Origin of the sequence: Comamonas serinivorans, assembly GCF_002158865.1 — a bacterium.
In the GTDB taxonomy this organism is placed as follows: domain Bacteria; phylum Pseudomonadota; class Gammaproteobacteria; order Burkholderiales; family Burkholderiaceae_C; genus Comamonas_E; species Comamonas_E serinivorans.
In genome coordinates, this window is the sequence record NZ_CP021455.1 from 4,418,394 (window position 1) to 4,433,251 (window position 14,858).

Below are 14,858 nucleotides of genomic sequence, written 5' to 3' on the forward strand. Positions count from 1 at the left end.
GGTGCTGGCGATGGCTTAACTTCACATGACCAATCCGTAATGCGGCCGGCGGCCAGCCAGGCCCGGCGTGCACAATCGCTGACCATGCACCGCATCCTCATCGTCGAAGACGACGTGATCAACGCGCAGTACCTCAGCAACGGCCTGCGCCAGCAAGGCGCCGATGTCGTGCTGTGCCGCGACGGCGTCCAGGGCCTGGCGCTGGCCGTGGGCCAGGGCTGGGACGTCATCGTGCTGGACCGCATGCTGCCGAACGACTTCGACGGCCTGAAGATCGTGCAGGCCCTGCGCGCCACGGGCAGCACCACGCCGGTGCTCATCCTCAGCGCGCTGTCGGCCATCGACGAGCGCGTGGCCGGCCTGAATGCCGGCGGCGACGACTACCTGACCAAGCCGTTTGCCTTCACCGAGCTGTCGGCCCGCATCGACGCCCTGCTGCGCCGCTCGCAGACCGCCCCCAGCGGCTACCGCCTGGAGGTGGCCGACCTGCGCGTGGACCTGATGGCGCGCAAGGCCGAACGCGCCGGCCAGGCCCTGGCGCTGCAGCCGCGCGAGTTTCGCCTGCTGAGCTTTCTGATGCAGCATGCCGACCGCGTGGTGACGCGCACCATGCTGCTGGAAGCGGTCTGGAACTACCACTTCGACCCCGAGACCAACGTGATCGACGTGCACATGAGCCGCCTGCGCGCCAAGGTGGACAAGGGCTTTTCGCCCGCCCTCATCCACACCGTGCGTGGCATCGGCTACAGCCTGACCAGCAACCCCGACGCCCTGCCATGACCGGCAAGCCGTGGAGCTCCATCGCCTTTCAGGTGGCGTTCCGCCATGGCGCCCTCATCGTGCTGACGGTGACCATCGTGCTGGGCATGTTCTACCTGCAGATGCTGGGCACCATGCGCGCCCGCCTGGACCAGTACACCAGCACCAGCCGCCACCGCATGGAGCTCATCGCCCGCACCTCGGGCGTGGCGGCGCTGGAGCGGGAGGTTCAGCAGACGCTCAACGACGGCGTGAACAGCGACTCCGAGGTGCTCATGGTCACCGACGCCCAGGGTCACACGCTGTTCGGCAACGCCAGCCTCAAGAACCCGCGTGTGCTGAGCAGCTTCGGCACGCGCGAGGTGCAGGTGGTGCGCCACCACCAGACACACGTGGCGCGCGTGCAGGCCATGCAGCTCGACGGTGGGCAGATGCTCATCATCGGCCACGACATCCGGGCCCTCGAAGACATGGAGCACCTGTTCATCCGCGCCAGCAGCTGGACGGCGCTGATCAGCCTGCTCATCATCGGTTTTGGCGCCGTGGGGTTCCGCCGCCTGGTGGAAGAGCGCGCTGCCCACATCCGCAGCACCATGACGCAGGTGGCTGCCGGCCGGCTGGAGCAGCGCATCGCCGTCGACCCCAACCAGCGCGACGAGTTCACGCTGCTGTACCGCGACATCAACCACATGCTGGACCAGCTGCAGTCCCTCATGGACGGCATCCGCAACGTCTCCAACACCATCGCCCACAACCTGCGCACGCCGCTCACGCGCATGCGCCTGCGCCTGGACGCGCTGCGCCTGCAAGCCGACGGCCGCCCTGGCGAGCTGGACCTCGAAGCCTTCTCGGACGAGCTGCTGCAGATCAGCGCCATGTTCGACCGCCTGCTGGCCATCGCCGAGGTGGAGGCCGGCGCGCTGCGCATGCAGTTTTCCCCGGTCGACGTCACCAGCCTGCTGGCCGAAGCCGAAGACCTGTACGCCCCGCTGGTGGAGGATCAGGGCGGAACGCTGACGCTGCAATCGCCGAGTGGCCTGTACTGCCTGGGCGATGCCAATCTGTTGGCCAGCGCGCTGAGTAACTTGATCGAGAACGCGCTCAAACACGGGCGCGAAGCGGATGGCAGGGTGCACATCGTGCTCGGCGCGCTTGCCCTGCAGCACGGCGAACTGGGGCCCGCCATCGAGTTGACGGTGTCCGACCAGGGGCCAGGCGCGCCGCCGGCCGCCCTGGAAAAGCTGACGCAACGCTTCTTCCGCGCCCACAGCGACCACCCTGGCCTGGGCCTGGGCCTGGCCTCGGTGCAGGCCATCGCCCAGGTTCACCTGGGCAAGCTGAGTTTCGACAACACCCACCCGGGCCTGCGCGCCCGGCTGGTGCTGCCCGCGGCCTGATATCCCCGAGACCCCGAGACGCGCCCCAGGATGAGGCAAAAAAAAGCCCGGCAAAGCCGGGCCAACTCGGAGAATTGCAGAAAAAGGACAGGTTCCTCCTCAGGTCAGAAGGTGTGCATCAAACCCACACCGTAGTTGGTGGTGCTGTCCAGACGCAGCACCGCGCCATACACCGAGGTGCGCTTGGACAGGTTGTACTTCGCCTCGACCACCGCGTTGGTGTATTTCTTGAGATCGGCGTTGCCCAGCTCGTGCTTGAGGTCACGCGTCACGTCCAGCGTCACGCTGGCAGCGCCGAAGGCCACCGTGCCCCCCACGCTGACACCGCTGCGCTTGGTCGCCACGGCCAGGGTGCGGGTGTCGTTGTACGAAGCATTCAGCGTGAAGGCGCCGAAGTTGTACTTGCCGCCCAGGGCCCAGTTGGCTTTCTCACCCTTGGTCTTGTTGGCCGAGAAGCCGGCCGAGATGGGGCCGTTGGCGTAGGTCAGGCTCAGGTCGGTGCGCGCGGCGCCGCCGTTGTCGGCCTTGAAAACGTAGCCCAGGTTGCCCTGCAGGCCGCCCATGTCGGGCGTGCTGTACATGAACATGCTGCTCGAGCGTTCGCCCACGCCCACGATGCCGTAGGTGTTGGCCACCACCGAGTAGTTGGCGTTGCCGGTCGCTTCCCAGGCCAGGTAGCCGAAGAACGAGGGGTGGTTCATGCGGCCCATCTTGAACGTGCCCCAGTTGCCACCCAGCCAGACGTTGGCCTGGCGCGTCCAGCCGCCATCGCCCGCGCCGGTCTCGGCGTTGAGCTCGGTCTCGAAGTTGAAGCCGGCCGACAGACCGCCGCCCAGGTCTTCCACGCCGCGCAGGCCGATGTGGCTGTTGGTGTTGTTCATCACCGTGTTGCCCTGCATCTGGGTCTTGGCGCCATCGAGCTTGCCCAGGCCCAGGTCGGCCAGGCCGTACAAGGTGACCGACGATTGGGCCATGGCGAAAGGCGAGCTCAGGAGCAGTGCAGGGATGAGCAGATGGGTGCGTTTCATGAAAGTCCTCGTGGCGTGAATCCAAATCCAAAACGGTGCAATTCGCACCACCTCGGTGCAGTCTTGCGACGTTCACAGTGATACGAGCAACCTCTGTGCCAAGCCCCTAACAGCCCGTCACATGGGGGTCACTGCAACACATCCATGGCTCTGGCAATGTTGCAGAGCCAGGCAAACGATTATGGAGTACTTGCCAGAAATGGCCGTCAAGATAACGTAAACTTCCCCATACCCCTCACAATGCTCGACGCAATGTGGTCGTGGGGATGCGCATGGCCTCGCGGTACTTGGCCACCGTGCGGCGCGCGCAGTCGATGCCCTGCTCCTTGAGCATCTCGGAGATCTGGTTGTCCGACAGCGGCTTCTTGGGGTTTTCTTCGGCGATGAACTGCTTGATGAGCGCCCGCACCGCCGTGCTCGAGGCGCTGCCACCGGCCTCCGTGTCCAGCCCGGAGCCGAAGAAATACTTCAGCTCGAAGGTGCCGAACGGCGTGGCCATGTACTTGGCCGTGGTCACGCGCGAGATGGTCGATTCGTGCAGGCCCAGCTCATCGGCGATTTCGCGCAGCACCAGTGGCTGCATGGCCAGCTCGCCATGGATGAAGAAGCTGCGCTGGCGCTCGACGATGGCCTGCGACACGCGCAAGATGGTGTCGAAGCGCTGCTGGATGTTCTTGATGAACCAGCGCGCTTCTTGCAGCCGTTGTTGCAGGGCCTGGTGCGAGTCGCTCTTGCCGCCGCGCAGGGCATTGGCGTAGACGTCGTTCACGCGCAGCTTGGGCATCACCTCCTGGTTCAGGCGCACGCGAAAACGCGGGTTGGCGCCGTTGCCCTCGATGCGCGAGACGATGACGTCGGGCACCACGATGTTGCGCTCGACGTTGACGAAGCGGCGACCGGGCTTGGGCTCGAGCCGGCTGATGCAGGCCAGGCCGGTGCGCACCGTGGTTTCGCTGAAGCCGCACAGCTGCGACAGCTTGCGCGCATCGCGGCGCGCGATCAGGTCGATCGGGTGGCGCACGATGTCGCGCGCCACGGTGGCGATGGCGTCGTCGGGGTTGGCCTGCAGCAGTGCGTCGAGCTGCAGGCACATGCATTCGCTGAGGTCGCGCGCGCCCACGCCGGTGGGCTCCATGGCCTGCACCAGGCGCAGCGCCAGCATCAGGCGGTCGATCAGCTCGTCGCGCTGGTCCACGTCGGTCGGCCGCAGGCCGTCGGCCAGGTCGTCAACGGACTCTTCGAGGTAGCCGTCTTCGTTCAGCGATTCGATGATGAAGTACACCGCCGCGCGGTCCACGTCGGACAGGTGCAGGGCCAGGGCCTGGCGGTGCAGCGTGTCGTAGAGCGACTCGTGCATGCCGGTGCGCTCGCTCGCATCCAGCGCGTCGTCGTCGGGGGCGCCAGCGCCGCGCGGCAGCGCATCGCCGCCCCACTCGCCATCGTCGGGCGACAGGGCGTTGGAGCCATCACCCTCCCAGTTCACGCCAGCGTCGTTGTCTGTATCACCGGAGGATGCCCCATACTCGTCATCACCACCGGCTGGCTCACGGTCCGGACGCTCGCTGGCAGACTCGGTTTCGCTGGCGCGCTCGCTGATGCGGTCCCCGACGCTCACGTGGGCATCGGCCTGGGCCAGACCGAAGTCCTCCTGCGGCGCTTCGCCGTCTTCACGGTCGAGGAAGGGGTTGTCCCCCAGCATCTGCTCGACCTCCTGGTCGAGTTCCAACGTGGACAGCTGCAACAGCCGGATCGACTGCTGCAGCTGCGGGGTCAGCGTCAGGTGCTGCGAGACACGGAGCGACAGGCCTTGCTTCATCGCGACGCGGCTTACATGCGGAAGTTTTCGCCAAGGTACACGCGCCGCACCTCGGCGTTGTCGACGATCTGAGCCGGCGTGCCCTGGGCCAGCACGCGGCCCTCGCTGATGATGTAGGCGTGGTCGCAGATGCCCAGGGTTTCGCGCACGTTGTGGTCGGTGATGAGCACGCCGATGCCGCGGGCCTTCAGGAAGGCGATGATGCGCTGGATCTCGATGACGGCGATGGGGTCGATGCCAGCAAAGGGCTCGTCCAGCAGGATGAAGCGCGGCTGGCTGGCCAGCGCACGGGCAATCTCGACCCGGCGGCGCTCGCCCCCCGAGAGCGACGGCGCGGGCGAGTCGCGCAGCTGCTCCACGTGCAGCTCCTGCAGCAGCGTGGTCAGGCGCGACTCGATCTCGTCGCGGCTCAGCGGTTTGCCGTGGGCGTCGCGCTGCAGCTCGAGCACGGCGCGCACGTTCTCGGCCACGGTGAGCTTGCGGAAGATCGAGGCCTCTTGCGGCAGGTAGGACAGGCCCATGCGCGCGCGCAGGTGCATGGCCTGGCGCTGCACCGACTGGCCGTCGATGGTGATCTCGCCGGCGTCGGCCCGCACCAGGCCGACGATCATGTAGAACGACGTGGTCTTGCCCGCGCCATTGGGGCCCAGCAGGCCGACGACCTCACCGCAGCGCACGGCCAGCGACACGTCGTGCACCACGGTGCGCTTGCCATAGGCCTTGCGCAGGTGCTGCACGTCCAGCCGGCTGTGGCGGTCCGTGGCGGCGGGCGCAGCGGCCACGCCGGCTGCCTCGGCCAGGCCGCTCATGGGCGCTCCTGGTTCAGGCTGCCCGAGGGCTGCAGCGGCGTCGAGCCCGGCGCTGGCGCGCCGCCCGCGGGTGTCTGCGGCGTGAGCACGGCGCGCACGCGGCCCTGGCGGCCCGGCACGGGGGTGCCCTGGTCGGTGGCCGAGCGCACGCCGCCATCGACGGTGACCACCTCGGTGGTGTTGTTGTAGAGGATGTCGCTGCCGGTGATGGTGTCGGCCACGCGCGTGCCCATCAGGCGGCGGATTTCGGCCTGCTGCACCAGGCGAACGGTGTCGGCCTTGCTGTCGTAATGGATGGTGCGGCCTTCGCCCTCCATGTACTCGTCCACCCCTTCGCGCTTTTGGTGGAAGAACGCGCGCTTGGTGCCCGCTGCGTACAGCACGCCGAACTGGTTGCCGGCGTCGTCCTGGCGCACTTCGAGCTTGCCGCCCCGCATGATGATGCTGCCCTTGGTCAGCACCACGTTGCCCGTGAAGACCGACAGCTTCTGCTTGTCGTCGTAGGTCAGCGCATCGGCCTCGATGTTCATCGGCTTGCTGCGATCGGCACGCTCGGCCTGCGCGAACGTGGCCAGGCCCGACAACAGGAGCGCCGCCAGCAGACGAGGAATCGGTTTCATATGAGGCACGTTTTTTGCTTTCACCAATTTTTGATTGTAGCGAGCGCGAAAAAGCCCGCCAAGGCGGGCTCGTCGGTTGCAGCCTCTAGACTGCGGCCTCGGCCTTATGCCTTGCGTTCCTGGGCAATCAGGGTGTCCGCCACCTGCAGCATGCCTGCAAACCCGCCGGTGCGGCTGGGGTCGGTGTAGTACTTGCCCGCAATGCCAAAGCCCGGCGTGCCTTCGACCTGGTAGGCCTGTTGCAGCACGATGGCCTGCTTGACCTTGGTCGAGACGCCGAAGGACTTGTACGCGGCCAGGAACTTGGCCTTGTCCACGCCTTGCTTGGCCACCCAGTCGGCGGCCACGTCTTCCTTGTCGACGCGGATCTTCTCGGTCTGCAGCGCGGCAAAGACCTTGGCGTGCACCTTCTCGAGCTGGCCCAGGGCCTGCAGGGCGTAGAACAGGCGCTGCAGCGGCTCGAAGGCGGCGTTGAAGCCCACGTGCTCGCGGCGCACCACCACGTCCTTGGGGGCCTTGCTGATCCAGTTCTCGAACTGGGGCTCGAAATGCATGCAGTGCACGCAGCCGTACGAGAAGAACTCGACAATTTCCACCTTGGGCGCCGCGGCCGCCACAGGTGCCTTCTTGGACAGCGCCACGTAGTCCTTGCCCGCGGTCAGCGCCCAGGCGCCCGTGGGCACCAGACCTGCGCCGGCCACGGCCACCAAGCCCATCGAAAAATCACGTCGTTTCATGGTCAAAGCATTCTCCTAGAGGCCCTCATAGAGCGGCAGGGTTGGCGCAAGTTCCGCAGCGCCCCGTTGATGGACTGGCCAAGTGTGCAGTATGACCGCATTGCCGTTCATGGCTCAACGGCTAACGCACCATACTGCCTCACATCAGCGTTGCACACGCACCAGCGCGGAATCCACGCTGTTGTTGTCCAGCTGGGCCTTGGCGCGGTCGGCCGCTTCCTTGTTGTCGAACGGGCCCACGCGCACGCGGTACACCGTGCGGCCGGCCTGCTCGCGCTCGGTCACGCGGGCCTGGATGCCCAGCATGCCCAGGCGCGCGCGCTGGGCGTCGGCGTCGGTCGAAGAGCGGAATGCCCCCGCCTGCACGTAATAGGTGAAGGGGTCGCCCGAACGGGCGTTGGCCGCGGTGCCAGCGCGCTCGCGCAGCAGGTCGCCCAGGGGGTCGTCGCTGGGCTTGGCACTGGGCGCGGGCTTGGAGGCCGGCGGCTTGGGCGGCGGCGGCGTGGTGTCCGAATCGGGCACGAGCGACGGTTGCGGCGGCGGCAAGGTGGTCGTGGCGACGTTGTCGTCGGCCGGCGGCACCAACGCCCCGCCCACGGCGCCCGTCACCGAGGGCTGGCGCACCCCGGTGCCGCGGCTGCCCAGCGGTGAGTTCGGGTCCCAATTGCGGTTGCGCTCGGCCTCGGCCGCGTCCTGATCCGCCGTACGCGGCTGGTTGTGGTTGGTGAACGGCACCGGCACCTTGCCCACGTACAGGGCGACGGCGACGGCCACGGCCAAGCCGAACAGGATGCCGAGGATGATGCCCAGGATGGTGCCCCCATGCTGGGACTGACGCGTCTGCAAAGTCATGCTCACATTCTCTCCGGGGCGGAAACCCCCAGCATCGCCAAGCCATTGCGCAGCACCTGGCGGGTGGCGCTGATCAAGGCCAGGCGCGCCAGCTTGGTGGGCTCGTCGTCGACGAGGATGCGTTCCGCGTCGTAGTAGCTGTGGTAGCTGGCGGCCAGGTCGCGCAGGTAGAAGGTCACGTCATGCGGCGCAAAACCGGCGGCGGCACTGGTCAGCATGTCCGGGTACTGGGCCAGTTGCTGCATCAGCGCCTGCGCGGCGTCGGTGGCCAGCGGCGACAGGTCCACCGAGGCCAGCGCCTGCAGCTGGGCGGGCAGCAGGCGCTGGTGAACGTCGGCGATGACCGCGTCCACCGTTTGCCCGTTCTGGCTGGCCAGGGCGGTCACGCCATCGTCATCCAGCCCCAGCAGCCCGCGGCGCAACACCGAGCTGATGCGCGCGTGCGCGTACTGCACGTAATACACGGGGTTGTCGTTGTTCTTCTGCACCGCCAGGTCCACGTCGAAGGTGTACTCCGTGTCGGGCTTGCGGCTGAGCAGGAAGAAGCGCACGGCGTCCTTGCTGGTCCACTCGATCAGGTCGCGCAGCGTGACGTAGCTGCCGGCGCGCTTGCTGATCTTCACCTCTTCGCCGTTGCGCACCACGCGCACCATGGTGTGCAGCACGTAGTCGGGGTAGCCCTGGGGGATGCCGACGTCGGCCGCCTGCAGGCCGGCGCGCACGCGCGCGATGGTGCCGTGGTGGTCCGTGCCCTGGATGTTCACCACCTTGTGGAAGCCGCGCAGCCACTTCTGGATGTGGTAGGCCACGTCGGGCACGAAGTAGGTGTAGCCGCCGTCCGTCTTGCGCATGACGCGGTCTTTGTCGTCGCCATAGTCGGTCGAGCGCAGCCACAGCGCCCCGTCCTGCTCGTAGGTCTCGCCGTTGGCGATCAGGCGGTTCACCGTCGCCTCGACATGACCGTTTTCGTAGAGGCTGGACTCGAGGTAGTACTCGTCGAACTTCAGGTTGAAGGCCTGCAGGTCCTTGTCCTGTTCGTTGCGCAGGTAGGCCACGGCGAACTGGCGGATGTTCTCGGCGTCGTCGGCATCGCCATTGGCCGTGAACTCGCGGTCATCGGCCTTGACCGTGGCCTGGGCCAGGAAGGCGTCGGCGATGTCCTGGATGTAGTCGCCGTTGTAGAACTTCTTGGATTCGGGATTCTCGGGGTCGGTCGGCCAGCAGGCGTCGCCGGGCTTGAACCCCTTGGCGCGCAGCTGCGTGCTCTTGGTCAGCGTGTCGATCTGCACGCCCGCATCGTTGTAATAGAACTCGCGGTGCACGGCCATGCCCTGGCTGGCCAGCAGGTTGCAGATGGCATCGCCCAGCGCCGCCTGGCGGCCATGCCCCACATGCAGCGGGCCGGTCGGGTTGGCCGAGACGAATTCGACCAGCACCTTGGCGCCGTTGGCCGGCTGCTCGCCAAAGTGGTCGCCGGCGGCGAACACCTCGCGCACCACCTGCTGCTTGGCCTCGGGCTTGAGGCGCAGGTTCAGGAACCCCGGGCCCGCCAGCTCGATGGCCGCCACCCAGGCCTGGTAGGCCGGTGCGGCTTCCAGCTTGGCCTTGAGCGCCTCGCCGAGCGCGCGCGGGTTCTGCTTGAGCGGCTTGGCCAGCTGCATGGCCGCCGTGACGGCCAGATCGCCCATGGACGCCTGCTTGGGCACTTCAAAAGCCGCCTTGGCACCGGCCCCTGGCGACAGCGACTCCAGCGCATCGCCGAGCGACTGGAGCAATTCTTGTTTGACGGAAAGCATGGGGGGCGATTCTACGAGGCGGAGGTGTCGCCACCGTCCCCCTGCGCAACGCCGTGGCCGTCATGCCAACCACTCGGCCATGGCTGTCTCCCGAGGCAGCGGACGACGCGCAGCTTGGGAACCCAAAGCATCTCGTTCGGCGAACACCTGCTGGGGCGCTGAGTTGGGGAGCCGTGATGTGCGCCCGGCAGCGCACTCATTTTTTGGCACCGCCAAAACAGTCAGCCCCAAAGGCGGCCCGTCCACAGCGCCTCGAAACAGACACGGACAAACCCATCGCAGCGCAGGCATGCAGCGCCACCCGGCCGCAGCGAAGGGCCGCTCCCGAGCAAGGCCAGCCCCCTCGGGGGCAGCGAACGACGCGCAGCGCGGGAGCGTGGGGGCCCTTCATCCTCCCCAGCCGCGCGCCATGAAGGTGGCGGCCAGCGGGATGAGCGCGCCCAGGTGCGCCTCGATCATCACCAGCTTGCGGATCTTGCGCACCTCGCCCTCGCCCGGCAGGGCGCCGGTGGCGTTCGCCGCCTTCAGCCAGCGGCGGTAGGCCAGCGTGGGCCCGATGGACAGCAGCGCGATGACGACGTAGCCCGTGAACTTGAGGTGCAACAACCAGTTGCCCAGGTACCACCCCGCGCCCTTGGCCCCCAGCCACACGCGCAAGGCGCCCGTCACCAACACGGCGATGGCCGCCACCAGGTAGAGCAGGTCGACGCGCGTGAGGCGGCGCACCACCGCCACGCTCATCCATTCGGTGCGGCACAGCGCGGCCTGGCTGGTGAGGAACACGAACAAGGCCAGGATGGCCGCGATGTGCAGGTAGGCGAGGATGGGTTCGAGCATGGCGGCATTGTGGCCAAGGCCGTGGCCCCGCGCAAGCCGCGGTTACACCCATGATGTCAGCAGTATGACCCGACGCTCGATCATCATCTGGACGACCTGGCCCAATACTCGGGACTTTGGTAATGGGCACGCAAAAAATCGATCCACAGCCGCACGCGCAGCGGCAGGTGCTTGCGCTGCGGCACCACGGCGTAGATGCCATTGGGCGGCGCGGCGTAGTCGTCCAGCAGCACCACCAGCCGGCCCGTGGCCACGTCGGCCTCCACCTCCCAGGTGCTGCGCCAGGCGATGCCCATGCCCGCCAGGCACCAGTCGTGCAGCACCTGGCCGTCCGAGCAGTCGAGCGGCCCGGCCGGCTTGATGTGCACCAGCTCGCCATCGGCCGCGCGAAACGCCCAGCCGCGCGTCTGCGAGGCGTCGCTCGACAAGGCCAGGCAATCGTGCTGCGTCAAATCCTGCGGGTGGCGCGGCGTGCCGCGCCGCGCCAGGTAGCTGGGCGTGGCCACGCACAGGCGGCGGTTGTCGGCCAGGCGCACGCTGACCAGCGACGAATCGACCAGGTCGCCCACGCGCACGGCGCAGTCCAGCCCCTCGCTGGCCAGGTCGATCACGCGGTCGGCCAGGTTCAGCGACACGCTGACCTCGGGGTGGCGCGCGCGAAACGCCGGCACCAGCGGCGCCACATGGCGGCGGCCAAAGCCCGCCGGTGCGGTCAGCCGCAGGTGGCCCACGGCCTTCACGCCGCCGGCCGACACGCTGGCTTCGGCGTCGGCCAGATCGGCCAGGATGCGCTGGCAGTCCTCAAGGAAGGCGCTGCCCTCGTGCGTGAGCGCGATGCGGCGCGTGGTGCGCACGAACAGCTTCACGCCCAGGTGTTCTTCCAGCGCATCGATGCGCCGCCCGATGACCGCCGGCGCCACCCCTTCGAGCGTGGCCGCGGCAGTCAGGCTGCCGCGCTGCGCCACCGTGACAAAAGTTTCCAGTTGCTTGAGTCTGGCCATGATGTGGGTATGGATTGTGCTTGTAACACCCGGTGCAATGGCCCGATGATGCCAAGCCAGCGGCCGCCAGCCTGGGAGGGGTCGCTTCGCACGCAACGACACCCTACCGAAAACCACGGTGACGCGCCGAGATGGACAGCCCGAAGAAACGCCCTTTGCACTACACCGACCTGAGCCTGGTGCAACTCAAGACCTTTGCTGACCGCGGCGACGAGCGCGCCCGCCAGGCGCTCATCCAGCGCCTGGGCGCCGGCGCAGCCCAGCCTGCAGGCGCCAACGCCCGCACCGCGCCAGCCGCGCCGGGGCAATCCGCCACGCTGAACACCGCCACCGCGCACCGGCTGCGTCCATCGACGCCCGCGTCGTCGTCACCGCAGGTTGGCGAACACTCAGGCAGTATGCAACCTCAGCCGATTGATTCAAAACGGCAACAACCCCATACTACCTCCACCATTTCAGGGCAAACGCCTGTGCCCACCCGCGGCACCCCGCCTCGCGCCCCCAACAACGCACTGCCCGTGCCGCCCGCCGCCCTGCAACAGGCCGAGGCCCTGCTGGCCGCCGCACGCGCCGCCACCCCGCCGGGCAAGGGCAGCCGGCCCTCGCGGCCCGACCTCAGCCACCTGCTCATCAACGACGCCCCCGGCGCCGCCATGGCCGGCGCCGGCACGCTGAGCCCCGAACTCATCGCCCGGCTGGAAGACATCGCCCGCAACGCGCCCGACGACAGCGCGGACGAGCAGCCCCCGTTCCTGCTGGGCAGCAGCATGCTGCTGCTGGGCGTGGTGGTGGCGCTGTTCGGCTTCGGCGTCACGCGCGGCAACACCGGCACCTGGTACTTCGTGGGTTGCGGCCTCGCCATGGCCGTGTCGGGCTGGCTGTTCCTCAAAGGCCTGCGCCTGGCCTTGCCCGTCTACGCGCTGACCTGCGCCCTGGCCCTGGGCTGGGCCGTCTACGAATCCCCCACCTGGCTCGAAGCCGTGCTGCGCGCCGCCGTGCCGCTGATGATTGCGGGCTACGCGTTCACGGGGCGGGTGCGGGAGCGGTTGGGGTGACGACTGCCAGTTGATGGACGCAAGACAGCGAGCGTGCCGCCACCCGCGACACCGACGCCGGCCCGAAACATGTCGCCGTTTTTCGATTGTTGCGACACGTTTTGGACACATGTCGCCGCCAGCGACATATCCGAACAGCACGGTTGATGCAGACCCAGAGCATCGCGCCCGCCGAAAGTGAAAATTTTCTGGGCCTAAACGCCGTTTCGATGTTTTTTCTGGATGCCTCAGCACAAAATCTGCGGCGAACGCCCCTTTCACGCATTTTTTGACCACGTGTTGACGGCCTGTTCATGCCCGATACGGCTCGAAGGCATTGCCGTCCCGGCTCAGCAACTGCATCAGCTTGGGGTGGATGAACAGCTTTTCCCGGCCCACGTTCAATTCGGTCAGCACGCCCAGCTCGGTCAGTTGCCTGAGGTAGCGCGACGCGGCTTGCCGCTGCCCCAGGCCCTTGTCCACGACGTTGCCGATGCGGCAATAGGGCTGCTCGAAGATGAGGTCCACCAGTTCGCGGCTGTAAATCTTGGTGGCATGCCGGCGCACGTGGTCCGTGGTGTGCTCGGCCAAGGCTCGAATGGCGCCAATCTTCGCGGTCGTCCAGCGCGAGGTGTGCTCGACCGCTTGCAGCATGAAGATGAGCCACGGCTGCCAGGCGCCCTCGCGGGTGATGTCCAGCAGCAAGCGGTAATAGTCCTGCTTGTGGGCAATGATGTGGCGACTCAGGTACAGGATGGGCAATTGCAACAACCCCTGCTCGATGAGGTACAGGATGTTGAGCACGCGCCCGGTTCGGCCATTACCGTCGGTGAAGGGGTGAATCGCTTCAAACTGGTAGTGCCCCACCGCCATGCGAACCAGCGGGTCCAGGTCATCGGCCTCGTGCAAAAAACGCTCCCAATTGGCCAGCAGTTCGCGCAACAAGGTCTCGCCTTCGGGCGGGGTGTAGATCACCTCGCCGCTGCGGTCGTTGGCCAGTTGGGTGCCCGGGGTGCGGCGAATGTCCATGTCCACCCCCTTGAGGGTGCGGCAAATGCTCACAGCCGTGGCTGTGCACAGCGGCCGGCTGCTCAGCGACTGAAAGCCGCGCTGCAGCGCACTGCGGTAGCGCAGGGCTTCCTTGGTGGCGGCGTCGGCATGCGCATCTTCCTGCGCGTGCTGAAACAGTTGGTCGGTGGTCGTGACGATGTTCTCGATCTCCGAGCTGTCCTTGGCCTCCAGCAGCGGGATCGTGTTGATCAGCATGGTCTGGTTGGGGATCAACTCGGCGGCTTGCCTGAGTTCAGCCAGGGCAGCGCGGGCGCTGATGCAGGCCTTGAGCACCTCACGCGTTTCCAGGTCGGCACGCGGCGGCAGAGGGGGCAAGACGTTGTAGGGCCGGTTGGCAGACCAGGTGAGTGCCTCAGGGGTGAAGCTCGACATGATGGAAAAATTGGATTTTTGCGACAGGTTGCAGAGGATATGTCGCCCACGACGACATGTCGAGGAAACGTGTCGCAAAAATCGGAAAATGGCGACACGTTGAGCACACTGTGGCCATCGGCGGCGCGGATGAGATGCTGAGACGAGAGAGGCGTTGTTCGGCTTCGGCGTCACGCGCGGCAACACCGGCACCTGGTATTTCGTGGGTTGCGGCCTCGCCATGGCCGTGTCGGGCTGGCTGTTCCTCAAGGGCCTGCGCCTGGCCCTGCCCGTCTATGCGCTGACCTGCGCGCTGGCCCTGGGCTGGGCCGTCTACGAATCCCCCACTTGGCTCGAAGCCGTGCTGCGCGCCGCCGTGCCGCTGATGATTGCGGGCTATGCGTTCACGGGGCGGGTGCGGGAGCGGTTGGGGTGACTGCCAGGTGATGGACGCAAGACAGCGAGCGTGCCGCCACCCGCGACACCGACGCTGGCCCGAAACATGTCGCCGTTTTTCGATTTTTGCGACACGTTTTAGGCACATGTCGCCGCCAGCGACATGTCCCGAACAGCACGGCTGACGCAGCCCCCAGAACATCGCGCCCGCCGAACGCGAACAATTTTCTGGGCCAACACGCCGTTTCGATGTTTTTCTGGGTGCCTCAGCACGAAATCTGCGCCATGCTGCCCATTCAACGCATTTTCTAAAGCCCCAAGTCGGCCCCCAAATGGCTACGAATACCTGCGCGC

14 protein-coding genes are annotated in these 14,858 nt (G+C 66.9%); 4 read left to right on the forward strand and 10 right to left on the reverse strand.

Features of this window, described 5'->3' with window-relative positions; all coding sequences use genetic code 11:
* The first annotated feature begins 84 nt into the window (after positions 1-84).
* Together CCO03_RS18895 and CCO03_RS18900 are read left to right on the forward strand one after the other, a co-directional pair.
* Positions 85-780: a response regulator transcription factor gene (locus CCO03_RS18895; RefSeq protein ID WP_087284943.1), complete on the forward strand. Its 696-nt coding sequence runs from the start codon at positions 85-87 to the stop codon at positions 778-780.
* A complete protein-coding gene (locus tag CCO03_RS18900) occupies positions 777-2,156 on the forward strand; it encodes a sensor histidine kinase (RefSeq protein WP_087283612.1) in 1,380 nt (459 codons plus the stop codon). The genes CCO03_RS18895 and CCO03_RS18900 overlap by 4 nt, the downstream gene beginning before the upstream one ends.
* A 104-nt stretch (positions 2,157-2,260) precedes the next feature.
* Here the strand turns inward: CCO03_RS18900 and CCO03_RS18905 are convergent, their stop codons facing one another.
* The 9 genes from CCO03_RS18905 to CCO03_RS18945 form a co-directional block, all read right to left on the reverse strand.
* Complete coding sequence (locus CCO03_RS18905; RefSeq protein WP_087283614.1) at positions 2,261-3,184, reverse strand: porin; 924 nt, start codon at positions 3,182-3,184, stop codon at positions 2,261-2,263.
* 235 nt (positions 3,185-3,419) lie between these two features.
* On the reverse strand, positions 3,420-5,000 hold the full coding sequence (locus CCO03_RS18910; protein ID WP_087283616.1) for an RNA polymerase factor sigma-54: 1,581 nt from the start codon (positions 4,998-5,000) through the stop codon (positions 3,420-3,422).
* A gap of 11 nt (positions 5,001-5,011) precedes the next feature.
* Positions 5,012-5,809 carry an LPS export ABC transporter ATP-binding protein gene (gene lptB, locus CCO03_RS18915; protein WP_087283618.1) on the reverse strand — a complete coding sequence of 266 codons (798 nt, stop codon included), beginning with the start codon at positions 5,807-5,809 and terminating at the stop codon, positions 5,012-5,014.
* Positions 5,806-6,429, reverse strand: coding sequence for a lipopolysaccharide transport periplasmic protein LptA (gene lptA, locus CCO03_RS18920; RefSeq protein ID WP_087283620.1), 624 nt, complete (start codon positions 6,427-6,429; stop codon positions 5,806-5,808). The genes lptB and lptA overlap by 4 nt, the downstream gene beginning before the upstream one ends.
* A 104-nt stretch (positions 6,430-6,533) precedes the next feature.
* Entirely contained in the window at positions 6,534-7,166 is a 633-nt protein-coding gene (locus tag CCO03_RS18925) for a thiol:disulfide interchange protein DsbA/DsbL (protein ID WP_087283621.1), read from the reverse strand.
* 144 nt (positions 7,167-7,310) lie between these two features.
* On the reverse strand, positions 7,311-8,018 hold the full coding sequence (locus CCO03_RS18930) for an SPOR domain-containing protein (RefSeq protein WP_087283623.1): 708 nt from the start codon (positions 8,016-8,018) through the stop codon (positions 7,311-7,313).
* Positions 8,019-8,020: 2 nt separating this feature from the next.
* Positions 8,021-9,814 carry an arginine--tRNA ligase gene (gene argS / locus CCO03_RS18935; protein ID WP_087283625.1) on the reverse strand — a complete coding sequence of 598 codons (1,794 nt, stop codon included), beginning with the start codon at positions 9,812-9,814 and terminating at the stop codon, positions 8,021-8,023.
* Between the two features lie 387 nt (positions 9,815-10,201).
* Complete coding sequence (locus CCO03_RS18940) at positions 10,202-10,651, reverse strand: DUF2214 family protein (RefSeq protein ID WP_087283627.1); 450 nt, start codon at positions 10,649-10,651, stop codon at positions 10,202-10,204.
* A gap of 83 nt (positions 10,652-10,734) precedes the next feature.
* Positions 10,735-11,652 carry a LysR family transcriptional regulator gene (locus tag CCO03_RS18945; RefSeq protein ID WP_087283628.1) on the reverse strand — a complete coding sequence of 306 codons (918 nt, stop codon included), beginning with the start codon at positions 11,650-11,652 and terminating at the stop codon, positions 10,735-10,737.
* A 131-nt stretch (positions 11,653-11,783) separates the two neighbouring features.
* On the opposite strand from CCO03_RS18945, the gene CCO03_RS20000 reads away from it, so the two are divergent.
* On the forward strand, positions 11,784-12,707 hold the full coding sequence (locus CCO03_RS20000) for a hypothetical protein (protein WP_157667804.1): 924 nt from the start codon (positions 11,784-11,786) through the stop codon (positions 12,705-12,707).
* 291 nt (positions 12,708-12,998) lie between these two features.
* Here the strand turns inward: CCO03_RS20000 and fic are convergent, their stop codons facing one another.
* Positions 12,999-14,129 (reverse strand): protein adenylyltransferase Fic, encoded by a 1,131-nt coding sequence (gene fic / locus CCO03_RS18955; RefSeq protein WP_087283632.1) that lies wholly within the window; start codon positions 14,127-14,129, stop codon positions 12,999-13,001.
* 154 nt (positions 14,130-14,283) lie between these two features.
* Between fic and CCO03_RS18960 the strand changes: the two genes are divergently transcribed.
* Positions 14,284-14,544: a hypothetical protein gene (locus CCO03_RS18960; RefSeq protein ID WP_087283634.1), complete on the forward strand. Its 261-nt coding sequence runs from the start codon at positions 14,284-14,286 to the stop codon at positions 14,542-14,544.
* The last annotated feature ends 314 nt before the right edge of the window (positions 14,545-14,858 follow it).

What these genes read in the sequence shown, in the direction of transcription:
- lptA (WP_087283620.1), bottom strand. Translation starts at nt 6,429, where the DNA reads ATGAAACCGATTCCTCGTCTGCTGGCGGCGCTCCTGTTGTCGGGCCTG.
- lptB (WP_087283618.1), bottom strand. Translation starts at nt 5,809, where the DNA reads ATGAGCGGCCTGGCCGAGGCAGCCGGCGTGGCCGCTGCGCCCGCCGCC.
- fic (WP_087283632.1), bottom strand. Translation starts at nt 14,129, where the DNA reads ATGTCGAGCTTCACCCCTGAGGCACTCACCTGGTCTGCCAACCGGCCC.
- CCO03_RS18895 (WP_087284943.1), top strand. Translation starts at nt 85, where the DNA reads ATGCACCGCATCCTCATCGTCGAAGACGACGTGATCAACGCGCAGTAC.
- CCO03_RS18900 (WP_087283612.1), top strand. Translation starts at nt 777, where the DNA reads ATGACCGGCAAGCCGTGGAGCTCCATCGCCTTTCAGGTGGCGTTCCGC.
- argS (WP_087283625.1), bottom strand. Translation starts at nt 9,814, where the DNA reads ATGCTTTCCGTCAAACAAGAATTGCTCCAGTCGCTCGGCGATGCGCTG.
- CCO03_RS18945 (WP_087283628.1), bottom strand. Translation starts at nt 11,652, where the DNA reads ATGGCCAGACTCAAGCAACTGGAAACTTTTGTCACGGTGGCGCAGCGC.
- CCO03_RS18910 (WP_087283616.1), bottom strand. Translation starts at nt 5,000, where the DNA reads ATGAAGCAAGGCCTGTCGCTCCGTGTCTCGCAGCACCTGACGCTGACC.
- CCO03_RS18940 (WP_087283627.1), bottom strand. Translation starts at nt 10,651, where the DNA reads ATGCTCGAACCCATCCTCGCCTACCTGCACATCGCGGCCATCCTGGCC.
- CCO03_RS20000 (WP_157667804.1), top strand. Translation starts at nt 11,784, where the DNA reads ATGGACAGCCCGAAGAAACGCCCTTTGCACTACACCGACCTGAGCCTG.
- CCO03_RS18930 (WP_087283623.1), bottom strand. Translation starts at nt 8,018, where the DNA reads ATGACTTTGCAGACGCGTCAGTCCCAGCATGGGGGCACCATCCTGGGC.
- CCO03_RS18905 (WP_087283614.1), bottom strand. Translation starts at nt 3,184, where the DNA reads ATGAAACGCACCCATCTGCTCATCCCTGCACTGCTCCTGAGCTCGCCT.
- CCO03_RS18925 (WP_087283621.1), bottom strand. Translation starts at nt 7,166, where the DNA reads ATGAAACGACGTGATTTTTCGATGGGCTTGGTGGCCGTGGCCGGCGCA.